The organism is Arthrobacter sp. R1-13 (assembly GCF_054161475.1).
This window is the reverse complement of the sequence record NZ_CP096420.1, coordinates 1,447,044-1,466,916: the sequence shown is the minus strand read 5'-3', so window position 1 is coordinate 1,466,916 and position 19,873 is coordinate 1,447,044. Positions and strand designations below refer to the sequence as shown.

The window sequence follows — 19,873 nt, the reverse complement described above, 5'->3', positions numbered from 1 at the left end:
GGGCAAATCGGGCTGCAGCGTGTGCACCTGGCAGATGAAAACTTTGGGGAGCGGACTGCTGCCCGGTCAGGGCCGTTCGGCCGCCCGCCTTCCCCTCCGGGTTCCTTCTGTTGCTCCGGCGTCCCGTGTTCTGCCAGGTGATGCACTGCCAGGTGCTGAAGTCTCTCCAGAGTCTCGCGTCGCATCGCCGCGGGCCACCGCTGCGGCCGCTGCCAGCGCGCCGGTGTCCTCGACGTCGTCGGGTTCTATGGCAGGCGACCCCGCCCGTGAGGCTGGCAGGCTGCTTGCGTCCCTGACGCCCGCTGCCCTTATCCCGGTGGCTTTGACAACGAGGACGGCGATAAGCGTCGTGACAGGGATGGCCAGCACCAGGCCGACGGAGCCAACGAGGGTCCTGATGACTTCCTCGGAGAGTTCGGCGCTGGTGAGCGCTTCGCCCAGAGGCCTGTTGTAGAGCATCACGATGATGAGGGTTGGCAGGGCCGCGCCCGCATAGGCGAAGGCGATGGTGTACACGGTGGAGGCGATGTGGTCCCGGCCGATCCGCATCGCCGAGGAGAAGAGTTTGCGGGCACTGGTCTCGGGCGCCAGTTCGTAGAGCTCCCAGACAGCCGATGACTGGGTGATGGTGACGTCGTTAAGGACGCCCAGCCCGGAAATAATGAGCCCGCAAAGGATGATCCCGGAGATGGAGATGTTGGCCGAAACATTGCTCAGGGTGGCGGCGTCGTGACTGCCCACTCCGGCAAGGTTGGCTGCATCAGTGGCCCACGCTGCCAACAGCGCGGTGATCACCAGGCCGAAGATGGTCCCCAGCAATGCCGTTGAAGTCCTGGCAGAGAAACCATGGGCAAAGTACAGCACCCCGATCATGATCACCGTGGAACCTACCAGCGCCAAAAGAAGAGGCGGCTTGCCCTCGACCAGGCCAGGGAGCATAAAGGCGACAAGAACGGCATAGGCGCCAATGAGTCCGACCAGTGCCCGGAGCCCCCGCCAGCGTGCCACCGCCACAACTACTACCGCATAAAGGACAGCAAGCAGGATGATGGGCAGAGTCCGGACGAAGTCAACGAAGATGTAGGCAGGCGTTCCCTGGGCTGAGGAGGCACCCTGGGCGTTTGAAAGGTTGAGGTAACGGATGTTGTCACCCACTTTGACGCCGTGGGACTTCACGACATCGGGATTGATGACCACCTTGACAGGGTTCCCGCCCTTATCCGGCTCGGTGTAGGCAAAGGTGCAGTCCGAACCCTGTTGGGACGGCTGAGCGCCGCTCTGCTCCCCTGTGTCCTGCTGTCCGCCAGGCGGTTCTCCTGCGTTCTGCTGCCCGCTGTTCTCTTGTCCGCTGCTGGCGGGGGCCTGGGTGCAGGATTCCACCACCACCCGCTGGATTTTGCCGGTATCAAACGTGACTCCTGGCGCGGCCGTGTAGGGGCTGGCGAGGGTAAGCCCTTCCTTGCTGCCGGAGGGCCACATCATGACCATGGCCGCCAAAGTGAGCAGGGTCAGCGGAACCAGGACTGCCGCGAGGAGCCAGTTGGCCCGTCTCCTGGAGGCGATGGCTTCCGGCGTTGGCTCCGAATGCTCAGTGTGGCCGTGCGAGTGTCCGGATCCCATCAGCAGTTCGACCTCATATCTTCAACTCTACGCGTGGTGCAGTGGCCCCCCGGAAGCGGTTAGTCCGAGACGACGAAAGTCTCGGCGCCCTGCCGGCGGGCCTTGCCCGATTCCAGCAGGGGTTCGACGACGGCGCGCAAGGCAGTCATCGAGTCATCCAGTTCCAGCAGCACCGGGTACTGGTAGGCGATGAGGGCCAACAAGTCACGTACGGCCGCCTGCGCCTCATCCGGAGCAAGCTTCGGATCATGGCCCAGAAAGACGTCCGACGGCTGGACAGGCTGCCCCGGTTCTGAGGTGCCCTGCGCATAACTGATGGCGAAGGCCTGCAGTTTGCCTTTTCTGCTGGCAGGCACGCCGGCCCCGAAGGCGCTCGCTTTGGGAGCCCTCAGCACGATGGCACCGTGCGCTCCGCTGAGATCATCGAGAAAAAGCCGCTGAACTGTGGAAACAGCGAGGTCCCCCGGGCTGTCCCAGTCGTGGACGGCCGTGTAATACCGCCCAACCGCGTCGCTGAGCTCCACGGAACCGGTGGCCAGGTCCTCCACCCGCTCGGACGCTGCTTCCTCTGAACCGTCCCCAAAGACCGGGAGCTTCAGGGCTGCCGGCTCCACCACTATCAGCTGCGAGCGCTGGATGGGAGTGAGCCCTGCCTGCGCGGCAAAAGCGGCAGCCGGTGTACCCGGCTCCACCTTGCATCGCAGTTTGGAAACGCCCGACGGCGCCGCCTTCGCTTCGTGCCGCAGCATGGTCAGCAGCGTGGAGCCTACGCCCTCCCGCCGGTGGTCGCGGGCAACCTCAATGTAGGCCCAGAGCCTTTCAGGGTGGAGGGACGCTTCGTGAACCACGCCTGCAGCCACCGGAATCGCGACGCCGTCAACAACGTCTTCGGCCACGATGCACCGGCGCCAGGGAGCATTTCCTGAAGGTGCGAGCGTTCCTCGGAACTGCCCCGCCTGGACAGTTTCGGGGTCTCCCCAGATTTCCAGCAGCGCGAGGTCATCGCCGTCGCGCCATTCCCTGTACTCAATGGCCATACTCAGGCACCCACCAGCCGGGCGGCGAGGTAGGCCTCCACCTTGTCGAGCGAAACACGGTCCTGGCTCATGGTGTCGCGCTCACGGATGGTGACCGCCTGGTCCTCGAGAGTATCGAAGTCCACGGTGATGCAGAACGGCGTACCGATCTCGTCCTGGCGGCGGTAGCGGCGGCCGATGGCACCGGCGTCGTCGAACTCGATGTTCCAGTTCCGGCGCAGCTGGGCGGCAAGGTCCTTGGCCTTCGGGGACAGGTCCTCGTTGCGGCTCAGCGGAAGAACGGCAGCCTTGACCGGAGCGAGGCGGGGATCGAGCCTGAGCACTGTACGGACATCGACACCGCCCTTGGCGTTGGGGGCCTCATCCTCGGTGTAGGCATCCACCATGAAGGCCATGAAGGAGCGGGTCAGGCCTGCGGCCGGCTCGATCACGTATGGGGTGTAGCGCTCATTCGTAGCCTGGTTGAAGTAGCTCAGGTCCTGGCCGGACGCCTTCGCATGAGTGGAGAGATCGAAGTCGGTGCGGTTGGCGATGCCCTCCAGCTCGCCCCACTCCGAGCCCTGGAACCCGAAGCGGTATTCGATGTCTGTGGTTCCCTTGGAGTAGTGGCTGAGCTTGTCCAGCGGGTGCTCAAAGAAGCGGAGGTTTTCCTCGCGGATGCCAAGGCCGGTGTACCAGGCCATGCGCTCCTTCATCCAGTACTGGTGCCATTCCTCATCTGTGCCGGGCTCGACGAAGAATTCCATCTCCATCTGCTCGAACTCGCGGGTACGGAAGATGAAGTTTCCGGGCGTGATCTCGTTGCGGAAGGACTTGCCGATCTGGCCAATACCGAACGGCGGCTTCTTCCGGGAAGTAGTGAGCACGTTGCTGAAGTTCACAAAGATGCCCTGGGCGGTTTCCGGACGGAGGTAGTGAAGGCCTTCCTCGTTTGCCACGGGACCCAGGTAGGTCTTGAGGAGGCCGGAGAACTCCTGCGGCTCGGTCCACTGGCCGCGTGTTCCGCAGTTGGCGCAGGCGATGTCCTTCAAGCCGTTCTCGGCCGGGCGGCCCTTCTTTTCCTCATACTCTTCTTCGAGGTGGTCCGCGCGGTAGCGCTTGTGGCAGGAGAGGCACTCCACAAGGGGATCGGAAAATACGTCGACGTGGCCGGACGCTTCCCATACCTGGCGGGGCAGGATCACTGAGGAATCAAGGCCGACGACGTCCTCACGGCCGCGGACCACTGATTGCCACCACTGGCGCTTGATGTTTTCCTTCAACTCGGCACCCAAGGGCCCGTAGTCCCACGCTGAACGGGAGCCACCATAGATTTCACCGGCCTGGAAAACGAATCCCCGGCGCTTGGCGAGGGAAATGATCTGGTCGAGGACGGATTTTGCTGCCATGGTAACTCCAATTTCTACAGGCCGCTGGGTGCGGTCCGCGTGGTCTGGCCCCGGATCCCCGGCTGGTTGCCGGGCGGGGCGATGCAAGGTTCGCAGTCCCCCAACCAGCAGTAGATGCGGTTCTGAGCCCTCAAAACGACATGCTACTTACTTGGGCGTGCGGGAAAGCTGTGCAGAAAAGCTGCGGTTCCTAGACTACCGGCCTCCCGGCGCGTTGGCTTGCCGGGTGGCCATCCGGCGACGCTACCTTCTGAGGATCCCCCGCGGCCAGGGCAAGGTGGCAAGGACGATTGCGCCGAGGGTCAGCAGAGTACCCAGCACCGTAGGGAGGGCTATCACTGTTCCAGGGGTGGGGAAGACCACGTCCAGGCCAATGGATCCCAGGAGTTGGCCCGCGATCATACCCAGCCCCGTCACCAGCACTCCGAGGCTGCGGACCAACAGGGCCCCAAGCCCGATGAAGACGCACCCCATCGGACCGCCAAGGTAGTACCACCATTCGGCGGGCAACGCATTGCCTGCACCCAGGACCGCAAGCTTCACCAGCCACGCCAGCCACAGCACCACGGTGCCGGAAACGAAATTGACTAGCGTGGCGGCCAGGGGTGTGCCGTAGTGGGCGGTGGCGGTGCCGTTCATAGCCTGCTGGAAACTTATGAAGAAGCCTGCCAGTACAGGGAGCAGCAGGGGAAGGAGCAGCTGGCTTGGTTCACTCAATCCCGCGTCTGCACCCGGCCCTGCCGGGCCTGTGGCCGTAGCCGCCGGCGCCCCGAACCGTGGCGATACCGCCCAGGCCACGGCGGCAATCGTGAGCAGCGAGCCCAGGATCCGGATACCGGTGACGGACCGCTTTCCTGCCGGCCCGATCCCCAGCCTGTCCACAAGGAGCCCGCTGAGGGTCTGCCCCGTTACGGTCGCCACGGTAAACAGGGCAACGCCAAGCAGCCCAATGGTCAATGACTGGGCGAAAACAAACAGGGCACCAATACTTCCGGCCATGACATAGACGGGCGGAAAGCGGCGTTCCTTCACGGCCGGAAGGATCTGTGCGAGGCCGGCCCGTCCCTTGGGCAGGATCAGGCAAATGACCAGCATCAGAATCAGTCCTGTAGTGAAACTCACCGTCGCTGCTGCGATGCCGTCGTCCAGCTTCGTGCCCAGGGCTCCGTTGATCCGGCCCTGGAGGGGAATGGCCAGTCCGGCGGCAACAGCCAACGGCAGTCCTGCAGCAAGGGGAAGGCGGGGAACGGAAGTCACCGGATCCACCCTACGTCAGGCATTATTGCTTGTATGAGCAACCCGGAGATTGAAGAGATTCCCATCCGTGACCAGATGATCCGCCTTGGCCAGCTGCTGAAGCTCGCCAACCTGGTGGAGGACGGTGTGCAGGCTACGGAGCTGATCAAGAACGGCCTCGTGCAGGTCAACGGGGAAATCGACGACCGGCGGGGCCGCCAGCTCCACGACGGCGACACTGTCACCGTCAACGGGCACACTGTCCAGATCATCGCGCCTTCCGACATTTAGCTGCGTTCGCTAGTGCATTTGCATCGGACGTTGGTGACAATGCGCTAACCAGGGGGCACCATCGAGTCATGACCAAATACCTCATCTCCTTCCCGAGCGAAGCCATGGTGCTCACCGACGAGGAGTTTCCGATTGTCTTCGCCGAATCCCACGCTGTGATCGCGGAGGCGAAGGCCGCCGGCGTCTACGTATTCGGCGGCGGGATCAATGAGGAAGTCGATCCTTTGCTGGTCTCCCCCGACGGGTCTGTGGGCACCGATGTCTATCCGGGCTCCGAGCTCAAGGGTGGGTACACCGTGCTGGAGCTGCCCACGCGCGAGGACGCTGTCAAGTGGGCGAGGAAGATCGCAGTGGCCTGCCGTTGCTCACAGGAGCTCCGCGAGTTCGGATACGACCCCGAGAGCTAGTTGGGGGCTACTTGTTCAGGACCTCGTGGGTGAGGAACTCGGACACGTGGCCGATCTCTTGCTGGTTGATCCCGTGCCACATTCCTGTGTAAAGCACCTTGGTGAGTTTTACGTGCTTGCGCACCCAGCCCATGGTGAACTCGATCTTGTCCGGCGTGATGACCGGATCCTGCTGGTCCCGGCCCCAGAACATCGGCACACCGCCGTCGAGCTCGTGATCAAAGAAGTCCGGATCGTCGCCGGAATCCACCACAAAACCTGAAAGCCCGACGACGGCGGCATAGTCCGTGGGGCGCTGCCTGAGCATCGTGGTGGCCATGGCCATGCCCATTGAGAACCCCAGCAGGGTCACGGACGGGTGGTTGCCTTTGATGCCGTCGAGCCAGTCCAGGACGTAGGAGGAGGCGATCTTGACGGCGTCGACCGAGTATTCGACGGATCCGGTCAAGGGGAACCACGTGAAACCCGGTCCCATGGCTATCGGAGCCCTGACGGATGCAACAACAAATTCCTCCGGCAGCATGTCCGCCAGGCTCAACAGGTCCTGCTCGTTGGCACCGTAACCGTGCAACAGGACAAGGAGCGGCTTGCCGGCCCGGGCCTCTTCGGGCTTGGACCAGAGAACAACAGGGGCAGGGAAGCTATCGGCTGAAGTCATGGGTCCATTCTTACAGTTACCCATTAGTAACAACCTACGGTGGCGTAGCTTTGGACTTGGAGGGCAGGATATGAAGGTGAGCCAAATCGAAGTCGCCTCCAGCCAGCCAGAGCCCATCCAGCCGCATCCCTGGAGCCGTTATGTAGCCATGGGCGACTCTTTCACCGAAGGCATCGGCGATCCCGAACCCGGCAATCCCGGTGGGCATCGAGGTTGGGCGGACCGCATGGCGGAGGAGCTCAGCCGCGGACACGAGGACTTCGCTTACGCCAATCTGGCCGTCAGGGGGCGCCTCCTCCAACAGATCGTGGATCAGCAGCTTGCCCCGTGCCTGGCCCTGAAGCCGGACCTGGTGACGCTCTCGGCCGGTGGAAATGATCTCATCCGCCCCGGGGGCGATCCGGATGCCCTGGCGGAGAAGCTGGACTCAGTGGTCCAGATCCTCAGCATGGACGGCGCCACGGTGGTGCTCTTCAACGGCCCGGACACAGGATCGTCGGTGTTGGGCCGGATCCGCAGCAAGGTGGCCATCTACAACGAGAATCTCCGCACGGTGGCTGCGAGGCACGATGCCATCATCGCCGACATGTGGTCACTGCGGCAGCTGCATGACCCGCAGATGTGGGACGCCGACCGGCTGCACTTCTCGCCGCTCGGTCACCACACCATTGCGGCGATGGTCCTTGATTCGCTCAACGTCAAGCACACGCTGGAACCGCTCGCGCCGAAACCATTGCCTCCACGCAGCTGGCGCGAGGCACGGACCGGCGATCTTGTCTGGGCCAGGGAGTACTTTGTCCCCTGGGTGGTGCGGCGATTACGTAACCGCTCATCCGGTGATGGAATCACTGCCAAACGGCCCACTCCCGGCCCGGTGTTCGGACCCGGCATGCCACTGGGCTCGGGTGAAGGCCCCCTTGCAACCGAGGACTCACGGCACTCGTAGCTTTCCCCGGCCGTTAAGCTGGAAGGAATACATCTGAGAGGCGTGACGTCGTGGACGCATTTTTCCTGCTTATCATCCTGGGGGTTCTGGTTCCCGTGGCAATCCGCCTGTTCCGCAGGTCCGGCGGCCGGAACCAGAATCAGGGCATTAACGGTCAGTACCCTGGCCCGCTGAACAACCAGAACAACCAGTACAGGGACGGTTACACCCAGCGGGACTATTACGGAGCTTTCGGCGCCTTCGACCAACCAGGCAACCAGCCCGGCAACCAGGGTCAATATGGACCGCCTCAGGTCCCGCCGTTCCAAGGACCAAACGGCTATCAGGATCCGAATGGCTACCAGGCTCCCGGCGGCTACCAGGCTCCCGGCTATCAGGCTCCCGGCGGCTACCAGGCTCCCGGCCAGCCCGGTCAGCCCTCGCAGCCCGGCCAGGTGCCTTTCGAGGACAGCCCGGAGTATCGGGAGTGGCTGGCCCGCCAACAGCCCCAGCAGCCTTCCGCCCCGGAAACCCCGCCGCCGCCGTCGGCCCCGCAGGGATACCGGGCACGAAAACTGGCTGAACTGGATCAGCAGTACAGCAATGGTGAGATCGCCATGGAGGAGTACATGGCCCGCCGGGCAGAGATCATGAAGGGCTAAGCTAGTTTGGCCGCTTGCCCCCGGCAACGTCGCCACCCGAAACCCGGCCGCTCTTCTTCTGCAGCCTGTCGATGTGCTTCGAGGCCTCTGCCTTGCTGATATTGGCCGGGATCTCTTCGCCGGCCTCCCTCGCCAAGGTGTCCAGATAGCTGCGCTGAGCCGCTGTCATTGGTTCATCACCCATGACCCAGTCCTCTGGATCGCGGTCCATTCCTGCTCCGGGTTCCGGAACCGGGCTGCCCAGAGTCTCGTCGTCCTTGTCCATAAAAACACTTTAGGACAAGCAACAATCCCGGTGTAGAGGCCTCGTTGTCATGCTCTGAAGACGGTCCGGCAGCGCTTCTCTGCAACGCGTCTGCAGCGCACCTAAGCCCGGAACAGCCTCCTGATTACGGTGCCTGCAGAGAGGGCGTCCAGTCCCTCGTTGATCTCCTCGAGCGGTTTGGTGTCTGTGTGGAGCAGCTCGAGCGGGAGCTTCCCTTCCCGCCAGAAACCGAGGTAGCGGGGGATGTCACGTTCCGGGACGGAATCTCCCATATAGGAGCCGAGCAGTCGTTTCCCTGCCCCCGCAAACTGCAACGCCGGGACAGCCAGCTCTGCCGACGGATGCGGCAATCCAACCGACACGACTGCCCCTCCCCTGGTCAGCAGGTCAAGGCACGCACCCATCACCGCTGCCGAACCGACGGCCTCAACGGCCACGTCCACTCCATCCCCCGTGGCCTCCTCGACGAGCCGTGCCGCCTCTTCAGGGGTGCCGGCCGCCGTCGCCCCGCAGTCCCTGGCGATCCGGTGCTTTCCCTGGTTCGGGTCTATGGCGATGATGTGCGCGGCGTCGGCCAGCCGGGCAGCCATTACGGCTGACAGGCCAACTGCACCAAGCCCAACGACGGCGACCGACTGTCCCGGCGTCGCTTCCGCTGTGTTGAGCACCGCCCCCATTCCCGTCAGTACAGCGCATCCGAACATGGCTGCAACGGTGTCCGGAACGTCGTCGGGGATGACCACCGCGGACTCCCGTGCAACCACCGCATAATCGGCGAAGGCCGAAACCCCGAGGTGATGGTTGATCCGTTCTCCGGAGGCGGTCCTCAGCAAGGCACCGCCGTGGAGGAGGTCCCCGGAGCTATTGACTTCCGCCGCGCGGTGACACAGTGCCGGCCGGCCTGCCAGGCAGGCGCGGCAGGAACCGCAACTGGGAACGAATACGAGCACCACGTGGTCCCCGACACTGACATCTGCTATACCCGGCCCGAGGGCCACCACCCGCCCTACCGCCTCATGGCCGAGAGCCATAGGTAAAGGCCTGACGCGCGACCCGTCCACCACTGAAAGGTCAGAGTGGCAAAGGCTCGAGCACGTAATGGCCACACCGATCTCACCGGCCCGGGGTTCCGGTTGGTCCAGCTCCTCAATTCTCAGGGTGTTTGCCTCGGTGTGAGCGGTGCCGGGCGGAACTGTTGCATGGAGGACGGCCGCGCGCATCAGGTCCTACTTTCGTCCGGCTGCCAGCAGATCCGCTGTTCCCCTGGCATCGGCGGCATCAACATCCAGCAGGGAGATCCCGCGGGTCTCTTTCAGGACGAGTACGGCAACGGCCGTCACCAGGCATGCACCCATGAGGTACAGGGCTACCGGGGTGGAGGAGCCGAAGGCGTTCAGCAGGGACGTGGCGACAATCGGGGCGAGCGAGCCGGCCACAATCGAGGTTACCTGGTAGCCAAGGGACACTCCGGAGTAGCGCATCCGCGTGGGGAACATCTCCGCCATGATGGCAGGTTGTCCGGCGTACATCAGGGCGTGGAAGAGCAGGCCGATGGTGATCGCGGAAAGGATGATGAGGTCGTTGGCCGTATCCATCATCGGGAAGGCAAAGAATCCCCAGGTGCCGCCCAGGATGGCTCCGGCAAGGTAGACGGGACGGCGGCCGAAGGCGTCCGACAGCTTCCCGACGAGCGGCACGGCGCAGAAGTGTACGAAGTGGGCAACCAGGAGCAGGAGCAGGATCCGTGACGTGTCTGTCTGGACAACCACCTTCAGGTACGTGATGGAGAACGTCACCACGAGGTAGTACAGGATGTTCTCCGCAAAGCGCAGGCCCATGGCGGTAAAGACACCACGGGGATAGCGGCGGAACACCTCGGCCACTCCGTAGCCCTTTTTCTCGACAGCTACTTCTTTACGGGCCTCGAGGAAGATGGGAGCGTCGCTGACTTTGGTTCGGATGTAGTAGCCGACGACGACGATCACCGCGGACAACCAGAACGCTACGCGCCATCCCCAGCCCAGGAAGTCAACGGACGACAGCACTGCCGAGAGCGTGAAAAGCACACCGGTGGCGAGCAGGTTGCCCACCGGCACGGCAGCTTGGGGCCAGCTGGACCAGAAGCCACGGGACGCGCTGGGGCTGTGCTCTGCGACGAGAAGCACGGCCCCTCCCCATTCCCCGCCTACAGCGAAACCTTGGACGAAGCGAAGGAAGACGAGCAGCGCCGGCGCCCAGTAGCCGATCTCGCCGAAAGTGGGGAGGCAGCCCATCAGGAAGGTGGATACGCCCACCAGGATGATGCTCAGCTGCAGGAGCTGCTTCCGGCCGAACTTGTCGCCGAAGTGGCCAAACACAATTCCGCCGATGGGGCGTGCAACGAAGCCGACAGCGTAGGTGACGAAGGCTGCGATGATGCCGTCCAGTTCCGTGCCCGAGTTCGGGAAGAACATCTTGCCGAAGACGAGGGTGGCGGCTGAGGCGTAGAGGAAGAACTCATACCACTCCACCACAGTCCCGGCCATGGAGGCGGTGACAACTTTTTTGAGCCCTGAAGCTTTGATATCAGTTTCTTCTAAACGCCTTGCGGCGGAGTTTTCCGTACTCATGATGCGAACTCCTTCAGCGTCTACATCGACGCCACGTGGAACCATTCGAAGGCGGACGCTGGTGACCTGCACCACGAACCGCCGGATTCATCGAGTATGGCCTCACATCAGTGCAGGCTCAACGGCGAAAAGTGCAGACATGCTCTGCAAAAATGCAGAAACTGCGCGCTCGAGGCCTGCCTAGGGAAAGAAGCTCCTGCGCAGCTCTTCGCTGAGCTGCCCGATCTCCGTGAGGAAACCGTCATGGCCAATCGGTGCCTCAATGACGTGGACGGGAACGTCGCCCGGCAGCGCCTGGGCAAGCTCGCGGGACTGTGCAGGAAAGTACAGCCGGTCCGTGTCCACCGCCGCCACAAAGAACTCGGCGGTCGCGGCAGACAACGCGTCCTTGAGTGGGCCGCGCCCCCGGCAGACGTCGTGGCTCATGAGCGCCTCGGTGATGGCAATGTAGCTGTTGGCGTCAAAACGCTTTACCAGCTTGCTGCCCTGGTGGTCCAGATAACTTTCCACCTGGTACCGGCCACGCTCCCCCAACGACATTGCCTGCAGCGGGCTTTCGCCACGCTGGGCATCCCGGCTGAATCTCGTGTCCAGTTCAGCAGCTGAACGGTAGGTGATGTGGGCGATGCGTCGGGCAAGGGCGAGCCCTGCTTCGGGCTCGGGCCCACCGTAGTAGTCCCCGCCGTTGAAATTGACGTCCTGTCGGATGGCAAGAGTCTGAGCCTGGGCAAAAGCGATCTGCTCTGCGGTGCTGCGCGCGCCGATGGAGATCACTCCACAGCGCTGCACCCGTCCCGGATGGCTGACAGCCCACTCAAGGGCACGGGCACCGCCGAGGGAGCCGCCCAGCACGGCATACCAGCTGCCGATGCCCAAGGCGTCAGCAAGGCGCGCTTCCGCCGCCGTCGTATCCCGCAGCGTCACCAGCGGGAAGCGTGAGCCCCATGGACGCCCATCGGGTGCCGCCGTCGAGGGTCCCGTGGACCCGTAACAGCCACCGAGGATGTTGATGGAGACGACGAAGAACTTGTCGGTGTCAACGGGGGCTCCCGGACCCGCCAGCTGTTCCCACCAGCCTTCCTCCTCGCTCTCACCGCGGGTAACATGCGTGCTCCCGGTAAGGGCATGCTGGATCAGGACAGCGTTGGAGCCATCACTGTTGAGGGTTCCCCAAGTTTCGTAGGCCAACGTGACGTCGGGAAGGTGGCCCCCGGCTTCGAGTTTGAGGCCGCCGATGGTGAGGAACCGGACAGTCCCGTCCGGAACGCTCTTCGGATGCGCAACGGGTTCCGTTGCAGGCAGTTCGGTTCCGGGCAGTTGGATTCCAGGTACGCCGGTGCGGTTGACGGCAATCGTCATAAGAGGACCTTTTCTACGCGCTTGCCTGCCATCAGCTGACTGACAGGCCAGGTCTTCACCCGGGGCACCCCACCGCGGAAGGAGGGTTGCCGGCCAGCAAGCCGGGGCTGTCGCTGGCACTCATGACCTTTTCAAAGTCTACGGAGAACGGTGCCGTAATAGCGAAGATTGTGACAGCAATATGACTCAGGAGGACAAAGGGCGACGACGACGCGCGATAGTAGCGCAGTTAGGTGACCCTAAGCTGAGAGGCCCATCACAAAGTGCCAAGATGAAGGCTATGCGCATGGATCACGTCTCTTACGCCTGTGAAAACGATGGCCTCGCGGCCACTACCGAACGAATTTCGTCCGCCTTGGGCGTCGAAGCTGTGAAAGGCGGGGTACATCCCCGCTTTGGAACCCGGAACATGATCATCCCGCTCGCCGGGCACAAATACCTTGAAGTCGTGGAGGTCCTTGACCACCCGGCATCAGATAAAGCACCCTTCGGACAGGCCGTCCGGGCCCGCTCGGCGGCTGGCGGGGGCTGGATGGGCTGGTGCGTCGAAGTAGACGACCTGGCGCCGTTCGAGGAGCGGCTTGGCCGTGCGGCCGTCAATGGAAACCGTAAATTCCCGGACGGACGCGAACTCGTTTGGAAGCAAATAGGCATCCTGGGACTCATCGCCGATCCCCAGGTTCCCTACATGCTCAAGTGGGAAGGTGACCCGTCATTGCACCCGTCCAACGCGTACCCAAGCAGCGTCAAGATGTCCAGCCTCACCATTGCCGGATCAGCCGAGCGGGTCACCGAATGGCTGGGTGAGCCCGTGGAGAGGCCTCTTGAAGACGTCGCCGTAAACTGGCTCGCACCGCACGGAACGCCGGGGATTCTGTCCGTCACGTTCGAAACCCCCATCGGAGCAGTCACCATCTGATCCAGCCACTGTTGGGAGGCTACCTCGTTCTTTGGAGAGAGCTCCCCCATATCCACGGGCAAAGTCTGCCCACAATACTTCGGCCGCCAACAGCGGGTGCCAATGACGTCACTTGCTGATGGTGGCCGAATTCCTTTACGCCCTTACCCCAGCCCGATTGCCTTGCCAAAGAGACTGAAGCCCACGAAGGCCACTATGTCCAGCAGGGCGTGGGCAATCACGAGGGGCATTACCCTGCGCGTCCGGGTGTAAAGCCATGCGAACACAGCTCCCATCACCGCGTTGCCGATGAAGGGGCCAAAGCCCTGGTACAGGTGGTAGCTTCCACGGAGCACTGCGCTGGTGAAGATGGCCAGCGGCACGCTCCAGCCGAACTTCCCGAGCCGGTTGAGCAGATACCCCACCACGATGACTTCCTCGACGATCCCGTGCCGGATGGCAGAGAGAATCAGAACCGGGACGGTCCACCAGTAGTCGTCAAGGGCGCTCGGGATGATGGCGGTGGTGATGCCCAGCTGCCTGCCAACGGCATAGAGCGCAAGCGAGGGGATGCCGATCAAGGCGGCGAGTCCCACCCCTTGCAGCAGGTCCTTCCCCGGCCGGGCCAGGTCGAAGCCCAGCTTGCCGAACGCGGACTGTCCCCGAAGGCCTGCGGGCCGTTGTTCCGTGAGGAAGTAGAAGACCAGGAGCACCGGCACCAGGGCAAAGGCAATGTCCAGCAATTGGTAGGTCAGGTCGAAGTATTCCCGCGTACTTTGGGAACGGTTGAGGGTGGACGTGCCCTGGGCCAGCGGCGCCTGGCTCATCTTGTCCAGCAGCTGCACACCTGAGTAAACGGCGGACTGGCCCAGGGAGAGGCCCAGGACAATCAACACTTCAATCCGCAGACGACGGCGGGATGGCACCAGCATGTTCCTATCTTGCATGCATTTGCTGGTTCTTTCCTGTACCCACCCGGTACAAGCCGGACCTGCCCCTATGCTTGAGGCTTATGAGCGCGCCCGGGAAAATCATCATGATCCGGCATGGCCAGTCAGCTGCCAACGCCGATACCTCGATCTACAACCGTGTGCCCGATTACCGCATCCCCCTCACGCTTGCAGGACTGGAGCAGGCCAGGAAGGCCGGGGACGATGTGCGCCGTCAGCTGGACGGTCAGCAGGTGTGCGTCTATGTCTCCCCTTACCTCCGGGCCTATCAGACCCTCGAGGCGCTGAACCTGGGCAACCTCGTTGAGCGCGTCATTGAGGAGCCCCGGCTAAGGGAGCAGGACTGGGCCAACTTCCAGATCTCCGGGGAGATCGAGGACCAGAAGGAGCTCCGCAACGCCTACGGACACTTCTTCTACAGGTTCCGTGAGGGCGAGTCAGGTTCCGACGTCTACGACCGCATCTCCTCCTTCATGGAAACCCTGTACCGGCATTGGTCCAAGCCCTCCTACGCGCCGAACGCCCTGCTGGTAACCCACGGGCTGACCATGAGGCTGTTCTGCATGCGTTGGTTCCATTGGTCGGTGGAGTACTTCGAGTCCCTCAACAATCCCGAGAACGCCGAAGTCCGGACCCTGATCCGCACCGAGCTCGGCAAATACGAGTTGGACAAGCCCTTCAGCCAGTGGGTGGAGCGCCGGGTGGACGAGACGGTGCTCGACGCTCCCCCGATGCTCTTCTAGCCGGTCCAGAGGCCTACCCCACGGCCTGGCTTTACTTAGCCCGTGCGCCGGCACGCCAGACAGCGTGCGTCAGCGGGATTCCCGGGCGGTAGGCGAGGTGAGTCGCCGAGGGCGCATTGAGCATGTGAAGGTCTGCCCGGTGGCCGACGGCGAGGGAACCCACCGCCCGTTCCCCGTCGACGTCGTTCCCCGACTCCCGGCCCAGCGCCAGGGCACCGCCGTAGCTCGCCGCGCGGACAGCTTCGTGGACACTGAGGCGCATCTGCAGCACGGCAGTGGTCACGCAGTAGGCCATGGAACTCGTGTAGGAAGTTCCCGGATTGCAGTTGGAGGCCAGGGCAATCGGGACTCCGGCGTCCAGGAGCTCGCGGCCGGGCGCAAGGGGCTGTCTGGTGGACAAGTCGCAAGCGGGAAGGCAAGTGGCCACCGTTCCCCGCTGTCCGTTTCCAGTGTTCCCGGACCAGCTGGCGGCGAGAGCGTCCACGTCTGCCCGTGACAGGTAGTTGACGTGGTCAACACTGGCTGCGTCAAACTCCACCGCCAGCTGAACCCCCGGGCCCTCGCCAAGCTGGTTGCCGTGGACGCGCAGGCCCAGTCCTGCATCCTTGCAGGCCTTCAGCACCCGCCTTGACTGCTCTTCGGTGAAGGCGCCGCGCTCACAGAAGACGTCTGCCCAGCGGACGTAGGGCCGGACTGCCGTCAGCATCGGGCCGCAAACGAGGTCCGTGTATTCCTCCGCGTCCATTCCGTCCGGCACCAGGTGCGCTCCGAGAAAGGTCACTTCGTCGACGGCGGTGGCGGCGATGCGGGCACTCCGGGCCTCGTTTTCCACATCCAGTCCGTAGCCCGTTTTGGTTTCCAGGTACGTGGTCCCCTGGGAGACGGCCTCCGCCACCCGGCCAAGCGCCAGCCTGGTCAGGTCGTAGTCGCTGGTGTTCCGGGTAGCGCCGGTGGTCACCGCTATGCCCCCCGCGCTGTAGCTTTCGCCAGCCATGCGGGCCTCAAACTCGGCAGTCCTGTCCCCGGCGAAGATCAGGTGGGTGTGGGAGTCCACCCAGCCTGGCAGCACGGCACGGCCGCCGGCGTCCACCACATCGTCGGCCGCAGGGGCCTCTGCCGCCATGCCGATCCATGAAATACGTTCCCCTTCGATCACCACAGCGGCATTCTTGAGGACGCGGTGCTCCAGGTCCTGGGTCATCAGTTCGGCGATATTGGTAACGAGGGTGCTCATGGATCAATTCTTCAGCGCCGGATGGACCAGCGGGTGGCGGCCAGGGCTTCAGCTGTACGGGATACCGGACGCTTGCCTTCCCCGGTTAATTGGTGCCCGGCTTGTTCCTGCCCGGCGAGGATCTGCTCCGCTGCCAGTTCAGCAATCGCCGAGGAGGTCTGGAAGCCGTAACCGCCCTGTCCGGCGAGCCAAAAGAATCCGGGCGCCTCGGCGTCGAACCCCACGACGGGAAGGCCGTCGGCCGCTTGGGTCCGCAAACCCGTCCAAGCGGTCCTGACGCCGCTGATCCCCAGAGTGGTCACCGAGTTCAGCCGCGCGATCAGCGTCTCCACGTCTCCGGGGTGCGGCTTCGCGTCTTCTGGACCGCTGGGCACCGCTTCCGAAGGGGAAACCAGGACGTCGGCCCCCTCCCGGCGGAAGTAGAAGGATTCGTCGGCTGCCGCCACCATGGGGCAATTCTCCGGAAGTGAATGTTCGACGGCGACAATCGCCGCCGTCCGCCGGTACGGCTGCAGGCCAAGCTTTTCCACCCCGCTGATGACAGCAAGCTCATCGGCCCACGCGCCTGCGGCGTTGACCAGGACACCGGCCTGCAGCGCCTCCTGTCCGGCCCCGATCTGCCAGCCCGAGCCGAGATGCTGGGCCGAATGAACCCCCGCTCCCGTGATGATATCGACGCCCGCGCTCCCCGCCACCTGCCGGTGATGCTCCAAAAGCACCGGGGCATTGCAGCCGAAGGCTTCTGTATCCAGGCCTGCGGCGCTGAACGAGTCCGGTTCAAGAACCGGGCAAAGCGCCAGGGCCTCCGTGTGACTGATCCGGCGCATGGAGCCGCTGGCTTCTGCCCGGACGGTATCCTCATCCCCGATCAGCATGAAGCTGCGTGGTGTGAGGACTTTGACGGGCCTGGCCTCATCCTCTGCAGCGATCAGCTCAAGGGTACGGACAGTCAGCTGCTGCACCACGGCCGGGCCGTAGCTCGGAATCAGCTGCCGGGCCGAGCGCGATGAGGTGTGATAGGCAAGAGTCTGCTCGGCTTCGACCAGGGCGACCGTACATTTTCCCGCAAGGGCCGAGGCCAGTGAGAGCCCGGCGATGCCGCCGCCTACAATCACCACATCATAATTTGCTGACATTGCTCCATCCTTGCAGACGGTGGCGGTTGGCGCAGTGCAGTATCAGCTCAGGCGGCGATTCCGCCGGGGCGGGGCTCAGGCGGCATTCCGCCGGGGCCGGGCTCAGGCGGCGAGAGCCTCGCGGCTTTCCACGAACGCCCTCACGCAAGCTTCGACGTCGTCAGTGCTGTGCGCAGCCGAAAGTTGTACCCGGATCCGTGCTGCACCCTTGGGTACCACGGGGTAGCTGAAGGCCGTCACGAAGACTCCGTGCTGCAGCATCCGGACTGCCACCTTGGCAGCCGCCACTGCGTCACCGAACATCACCGGAACGATCGCGTGTTCGCCCTCTAGAAGTTCAAAACCTTCTTCAGTCATTCTGTTCCGGAACAATTGGGCATTGGCGAAGAGCTTGCTCCGCAGCTCAGCGGAATTCTCCACCAGGTCAAGGGCCTTGAGGGTGGCTGCAACGATGGAAGGGGCCAGCGAATTGGAAAACAGGTAGGGGCGCGCCTTTTGGCGGAGCATCGCCACAATTTCGCTGCGTCCCGAGACGTAGCCGCCGGATGCGCCTCCCAGGGCTTTGCCGAACGTTCCCGTGTAGATGTCCACGCGGGAGGATACTCCGGCGTGCTCAGGGGTGCCCGCCCCTGTGCCTCCCATAAAGCCCACGGCGTGGGAGTCGTCCACCATAACCAGGGCGTCATACTGCTCGGCAAGATCGCAGATGGCCTCCAGCGGGGCAAGGTAACCGTCCATCGAGAACACACCGTCCGTGACGATGATGGTCCTTCGTGCCGGTTTCTCACCCTGCGTCGCCTCAATCAGTTTCGCCTCGAGGTCTGCCATGTCCCTGTTGGCATAGCGGAAACGCTGTGCTTTGCACAGGCGGATGCCGTCGATGATGGACGCGTGGTTGAGGGCATCGGAGATGATGGCATCCTCGGCGCCGAAAAGTGATTCGAAAACGCCGCCGTTGGCATCGAAGCAACTGGAGAACAGGATGGTGGCCTCGGTGCCCAGGAATCTGGAAACCCGCTCCTCCAAGGCCAGGTGAACATCCTGGGTGCCGCAGATGAAACGGACGCTGGCCATGCCGAAGCCCCGCTCGTCCAGGGCGGACTTCGCCGCTGCAATGATCTCCGGATGATCAGCGAGGCCGAGGTAGTTGTTGGCGCAGAAGTTAAGGACGTCTGCTCCTGCCTCACCGATTTGGCCTGCCCGGATGTGGTTGCCCTGCGGGGAATCAATGTGCCGTTCGGTCTTGAAAAGCCCTGCGGTGCGGATCTCGTCCAGCTCGCCCTGCAGCTGGTCCTTGATGCCTGAATACATGGTGCTCCTTAGATTTCAGTCCAGTTGAGGACGACTTTGCCGCCGATGCCTGCGCGGGCGATTTCAAAGCCTTTTTCCCAGTCGGCGGCCGGGAGGGTGTCGGTGACTACGGCCGAAATGCCGGCGTGCAAAGCAGGGTTGGAGGACAGCATGGCGCTCATGGCATACCAGGTCTCGAACATCTCACGGCCGTAGATGCCTTTGAGGGTCAGCATATGGGTAACCACCTTGCCCCAGTCGATATCAATGGATTGGCTGGGAAGGCCAAGCATGGCGATGCGGCCGCCGTGGTTCATGTTGTCTATCATTTCGGGCAGCGCGGTGGGGTGGCCGGACATTTCCATGCCGATGTCAAAGCCCTCGCGCATACCAAGCTCCTGCTGCGCGTCCTTGATCCTCATTTTGGAAACGTCAATGGCCAGGTCAACGCCCAGCTTCCGGGCCAGTTCAAGCCGTGGAGCCGAGACGTCCGTAATGGCGATCTTCCGCGCCCCCGCATGCCGGGCCACGGCGATGGCCATCAAGCCGATGGGACCGGCCCCGGTGATAAGGACATCTTCACCGACGAGCGGGAAGCTGAGGGCGGTGTGGACAGCATTGCCGAAGGGATCGAAGATGGCGCCCAGCTCCGGGGTCACGGAGGGATCCTGATGGACCCAGACGTTCGTTTCGGGGATGACCACGTACTCAGCGAAAGCGCCGTCGCGCTGGACACCGACGCTGACGGTGTGGATGCACATCTGCTTGCGGCCGGCACGGCAGTTACGGCAGATCCCGCAGACTACGTGTCCCTCCCCGGAAACCCTGTCGCCCACCTTGACGTCCCTGACGCCCTCCCCTGTTTCCACCACTTCGCCGTAGAACTCATGGCCTGGGATGAGCGGGGCTTCGATGATGCTTTGCGCCCAGGCATCCCAGGACTGGATGTGGAGGTCGGTGCCACAGATGCCCGTGGTCATTACCCGGATCTTGACATCGCCAGGCCCGGCTTCGGGCTCTGGCCGGTCTGCCAGTTCGAACCCGGAATGGGCACCGGACTTATACAGAGCCTTCATTGGCTTCCTCCACTCTTGCTGGCCCCTGTCTCGGAGGCCATGAACTTCCTTCATTAGAGCCTCAAAAACGCATTAGCACAACCGGGAAT

20 protein-coding genes and 1 riboswitch are annotated in these 19,873 nt (G+C 63.3%); of the genes, 6 read left to right on the top strand and 14 right to left on the bottom strand.

All coding sequences use genetic code 11. The features are described 5' to 3' along the window. Positions 1–66: 66 nt before the first annotated feature. The 4 genes from M1D88_RS06650 to M1D88_RS06635 all read right to left on the bottom strand — a co-directional run bounded on the left by M1D88_RS06650 (position 67) and on the right by M1D88_RS06635 (position 5,302). The gene (locus tag M1D88_RS06650) at positions 67–1,620 is read right to left on the bottom strand and encodes a YibE/F family protein (RefSeq protein ID WP_458113766.1); all 1,554 of its coding nucleotides are present in this window, start codon (positions 1,618–1,620) and stop codon (positions 67–69) included. A gap of 59 nt (positions 1,621–1,679) precedes the next feature. Then, complete coding sequence (locus M1D88_RS06645) at positions 1,680–2,657, bottom strand: GNAT family N-acetyltransferase (RefSeq protein ID WP_458113765.1); 978 nt, start codon at positions 2,655–2,657, stop codon at positions 1,680–1,682. A 2-nt stretch (positions 2,658–2,659) separates the two neighbouring features. Next, entirely contained in the window at positions 2,660–4,045 is a 1,386-nt protein-coding gene (locus tag M1D88_RS06640; protein WP_458113764.1) for a glycine--tRNA ligase, read from the bottom strand. Between the two features lie 243 nt (positions 4,046–4,288). Beyond that, a complete protein-coding gene (locus tag M1D88_RS06635; RefSeq protein WP_458113763.1) occupies positions 4,289–5,302 on the bottom strand; it encodes a DMT family transporter in 1,014 nt (337 codons plus the stop codon). A gap of 33 nt (positions 5,303–5,335) precedes the next feature. Between M1D88_RS06635 and M1D88_RS06630 the strand changes: the two genes are divergently transcribed. After that, positions 5,336–5,572 (top strand): RNA-binding S4 domain-containing protein, encoded by a 237-nt coding sequence (locus M1D88_RS06630; protein ID WP_247044191.1) that lies wholly within the window; start codon positions 5,336–5,338, stop codon positions 5,570–5,572. A gap of 68 nt (positions 5,573–5,640) precedes the next feature. Further along, on the top strand, positions 5,641–5,979 hold the full coding sequence (locus M1D88_RS06625; RefSeq protein ID WP_458113762.1) for a YciI family protein: 339 nt from the start codon (positions 5,641–5,643) through the stop codon (positions 5,977–5,979). A 7-nt stretch (positions 5,980–5,986) separates the two neighbouring features. Here M1D88_RS06625 and M1D88_RS06620 read toward each other — a convergent pair whose 3' ends face one another. Beyond that, positions 5,987–6,637 carry an alpha/beta hydrolase gene (locus tag M1D88_RS06620; protein WP_458113761.1) on the bottom strand — a complete coding sequence of 217 codons (651 nt, stop codon included), beginning with the start codon at positions 6,635–6,637 and terminating at the stop codon, positions 5,987–5,989. Between the two features lie 70 nt (positions 6,638–6,707). Here M1D88_RS06620 and M1D88_RS06615 point away from each other — a divergent pair, with 70 nt between their 5' ends. Together M1D88_RS06615 and M1D88_RS06610 are read left to right on the top strand one after the other, a co-directional pair. Continuing rightward, entirely contained in the window at positions 6,708–7,583 is an 876-nt protein-coding gene (locus tag M1D88_RS06615; RefSeq protein ID WP_458113760.1) for an SGNH/GDSL hydrolase family protein, read from the top strand. A 50-nt stretch (positions 7,584–7,633) separates the two neighbouring features. Further along, complete coding sequence (locus M1D88_RS06610; RefSeq protein WP_458113759.1) at positions 7,634–8,224, top strand: hypothetical protein; 591 nt, start codon at positions 7,634–7,636, stop codon at positions 8,222–8,224. A gap of 1 nt (position 8,225) precedes the next feature. Here M1D88_RS06610 and M1D88_RS06605 read toward each other — a convergent pair whose 3' ends face one another. The 4 genes from M1D88_RS06605 to metX form a co-directional block, all read right to left on the bottom strand. Then, positions 8,226–8,489, bottom strand: a complete 264-nt coding sequence (locus M1D88_RS06605) for a DUF3072 domain-containing protein (protein WP_458113758.1) — start codon at positions 8,487–8,489, stop codon at positions 8,226–8,228. A 101-nt stretch (positions 8,490–8,590) separates the two neighbouring features. Next, entirely contained in the window at positions 8,591–9,709 is a 1,119-nt protein-coding gene (locus tag M1D88_RS06600; RefSeq protein WP_458113757.1) for a zinc-dependent alcohol dehydrogenase family protein, read from the bottom strand. Positions 9,710–9,715: 6 nt separating this feature from the next. Beyond that, positions 9,716–11,098, bottom strand: coding sequence for an MFS transporter (locus M1D88_RS06595; RefSeq protein WP_458113756.1), 1,383 nt, complete (start codon positions 11,096–11,098; stop codon positions 9,716–9,718). A 180-nt stretch (positions 11,099–11,278) separates the two neighbouring features. Continuing rightward, positions 11,279–12,457, bottom strand: coding sequence for a homoserine O-acetyltransferase MetX (gene metX, locus M1D88_RS06590; RefSeq protein ID WP_458113755.1), 1,179 nt, complete (start codon positions 12,455–12,457; stop codon positions 11,279–11,281). A 12-nt stretch (positions 12,458–12,469) separates the two neighbouring features. Beyond that, a riboswitch (SAM riboswitch) is annotated at positions 12,470–12,585 on the bottom strand. Positions 12,586–12,737: 152 nt separating this feature from the next. On the opposite strand from metX, the gene M1D88_RS06585 reads away from it, so the two are divergent. Further along, positions 12,738–13,376, top strand: coding sequence for a VOC family protein (locus M1D88_RS06585; protein WP_458113754.1), 639 nt, complete (start codon positions 12,738–12,740; stop codon positions 13,374–13,376). A 143-nt stretch (positions 13,377–13,519) separates the two neighbouring features. Here the strand turns inward: M1D88_RS06585 and M1D88_RS06580 are convergent, their stop codons facing one another. After that, positions 13,520–14,287 (bottom strand): CPBP family intramembrane glutamic endopeptidase, encoded by a 768-nt coding sequence (locus M1D88_RS06580; RefSeq protein WP_458113753.1) that lies wholly within the window; start codon positions 14,285–14,287, stop codon positions 13,520–13,522. An 80-nt stretch (positions 14,288–14,367) separates the two neighbouring features. Between M1D88_RS06580 and M1D88_RS06575 the strand changes: the two genes are divergently transcribed. Beyond that, complete coding sequence (locus tag M1D88_RS06575; protein ID WP_309106976.1) at positions 14,368–15,048, top strand: histidine phosphatase family protein; 681 nt, start codon at positions 14,368–14,370, stop codon at positions 15,046–15,048. Positions 15,049–15,079: 31 nt separating this feature from the next. On the opposite strand, the gene hutI is transcribed toward M1D88_RS06575, so the two are convergent. From hutI to tdh, 4 genes are all read right to left on the bottom strand, one after another. Next, positions 15,080–16,282 (bottom strand): imidazolonepropionase, encoded by a 1,203-nt coding sequence (hutI, locus tag M1D88_RS06570; RefSeq protein ID WP_458113752.1) that lies wholly within the window; start codon positions 16,280–16,282, stop codon positions 15,080–15,082. Between the two features lie 11 nt (positions 16,283–16,293). Next, entirely contained in the window at positions 16,294–17,418 is a 1,125-nt protein-coding gene (locus tag M1D88_RS06565; protein ID WP_458113751.1) for an NAD(P)/FAD-dependent oxidoreductase, read from the bottom strand. Positions 17,419–17,520: 102 nt separating this feature from the next. Beyond that, the gene (locus M1D88_RS06560; protein WP_458113750.1) at positions 17,521–18,729 is read right to left on the bottom strand and encodes a glycine C-acetyltransferase; all 1,209 of its coding nucleotides are present in this window, start codon (positions 18,727–18,729) and stop codon (positions 17,521–17,523) included. Between the two features lie 8 nt (positions 18,730–18,737). After that, on the bottom strand, positions 18,738–19,784 hold the full coding sequence (gene tdh, locus M1D88_RS06555) for an L-threonine 3-dehydrogenase (protein ID WP_458113749.1): 1,047 nt from the start codon (positions 19,782–19,784) through the stop codon (positions 18,738–18,740). Positions 19,785–19,873 lie beyond the last annotated feature (89 nt).

What these genes read in the sequence shown, in the direction of transcription:
- M1D88_RS06650 (WP_458113766.1), bottom strand. Translation starts at nt 1,620, where the DNA reads ATGGGATCCGGACACTCGCACGGCCACACTGAGCATTCGGAGCCAACG.
- M1D88_RS06645 (WP_458113765.1), bottom strand. Translation starts at nt 2,657, where the DNA reads ATGGCCATTGAGTACAGGGAATGGCGCGACGGCGATGACCTCGCGCTG.
- M1D88_RS06640 (WP_458113764.1), bottom strand. Translation starts at nt 4,045, where the DNA reads ATGGCAGCAAAATCCGTCCTCGACCAGATCATTTCCCTCGCCAAGCGC.
- M1D88_RS06630 (WP_247044191.1), top strand. Translation starts at nt 5,336, where the DNA reads ATGAGCAACCCGGAGATTGAAGAGATTCCCATCCGTGACCAGATGATC.
- M1D88_RS06625 (WP_458113762.1), top strand. Translation starts at nt 5,641, where the DNA reads ATGACCAAATACCTCATCTCCTTCCCGAGCGAAGCCATGGTGCTCACC.
- M1D88_RS06620 (WP_458113761.1), bottom strand. Translation starts at nt 6,637, where the DNA reads ATGACTTCAGCCGATAGCTTCCCTGCCCCTGTTGTTCTCTGGTCCAAG.
- M1D88_RS06615 (WP_458113760.1), top strand. Translation starts at nt 6,708, where the DNA reads ATGAAGGTGAGCCAAATCGAAGTCGCCTCCAGCCAGCCAGAGCCCATC.
- M1D88_RS06605 (WP_458113758.1), bottom strand. Translation starts at nt 8,489, where the DNA reads ATGGACAAGGACGACGAGACTCTGGGCAGCCCGGTTCCGGAACCCGGA.
- M1D88_RS06600 (WP_458113757.1), bottom strand. Translation starts at nt 9,709, where the DNA reads ATGCGCGCGGCCGTCCTCCATGCAACAGTTCCGCCCGGCACCGCTCAC.
- M1D88_RS06595 (WP_458113756.1), bottom strand. Translation starts at nt 11,098, where the DNA reads ATGAGTACGGAAAACTCCGCCGCAAGGCGTTTAGAAGAAACTGATATC.
- metX (WP_458113755.1), bottom strand. Translation starts at nt 12,457, where the DNA reads ATGACGATTGCCGTCAACCGCACCGGCGTACCTGGAATCCAACTGCCC.
- M1D88_RS06585 (WP_458113754.1), top strand. Translation starts at nt 12,738, where the DNA reads ATGCGCATGGATCACGTCTCTTACGCCTGTGAAAACGATGGCCTCGCG.
- M1D88_RS06580 (WP_458113753.1), bottom strand. Translation starts at nt 14,287, where the DNA reads ATGCTGGTGCCATCCCGCCGTCGTCTGCGGATTGAAGTGTTGATTGTC.
- M1D88_RS06575 (WP_309106976.1), top strand. Translation starts at nt 14,368, where the DNA reads ATGAGCGCGCCCGGGAAAATCATCATGATCCGGCATGGCCAGTCAGCT.
- hutI (WP_458113752.1), bottom strand. Translation starts at nt 16,282, where the DNA reads ATGAGCACCCTCGTTACCAATATCGCCGAACTGATGACCCAGGACCTG.
- M1D88_RS06565 (WP_458113751.1), bottom strand. Translation starts at nt 17,418, where the DNA reads ATGTCAGCAAATTATGATGTGGTGATTGTAGGCGGCGGCATCGCCGGG.
- M1D88_RS06560 (WP_458113750.1), bottom strand. Translation starts at nt 18,729, where the DNA reads ATGTATTCAGGCATCAAGGACCAGCTGCAGGGCGAGCTGGACGAGATC.
- tdh (WP_458113749.1), bottom strand. Translation starts at nt 19,784, where the DNA reads ATGAAGGCTCTGTATAAGTCCGGTGCCCATTCCGGGTTCGAACTGGCA.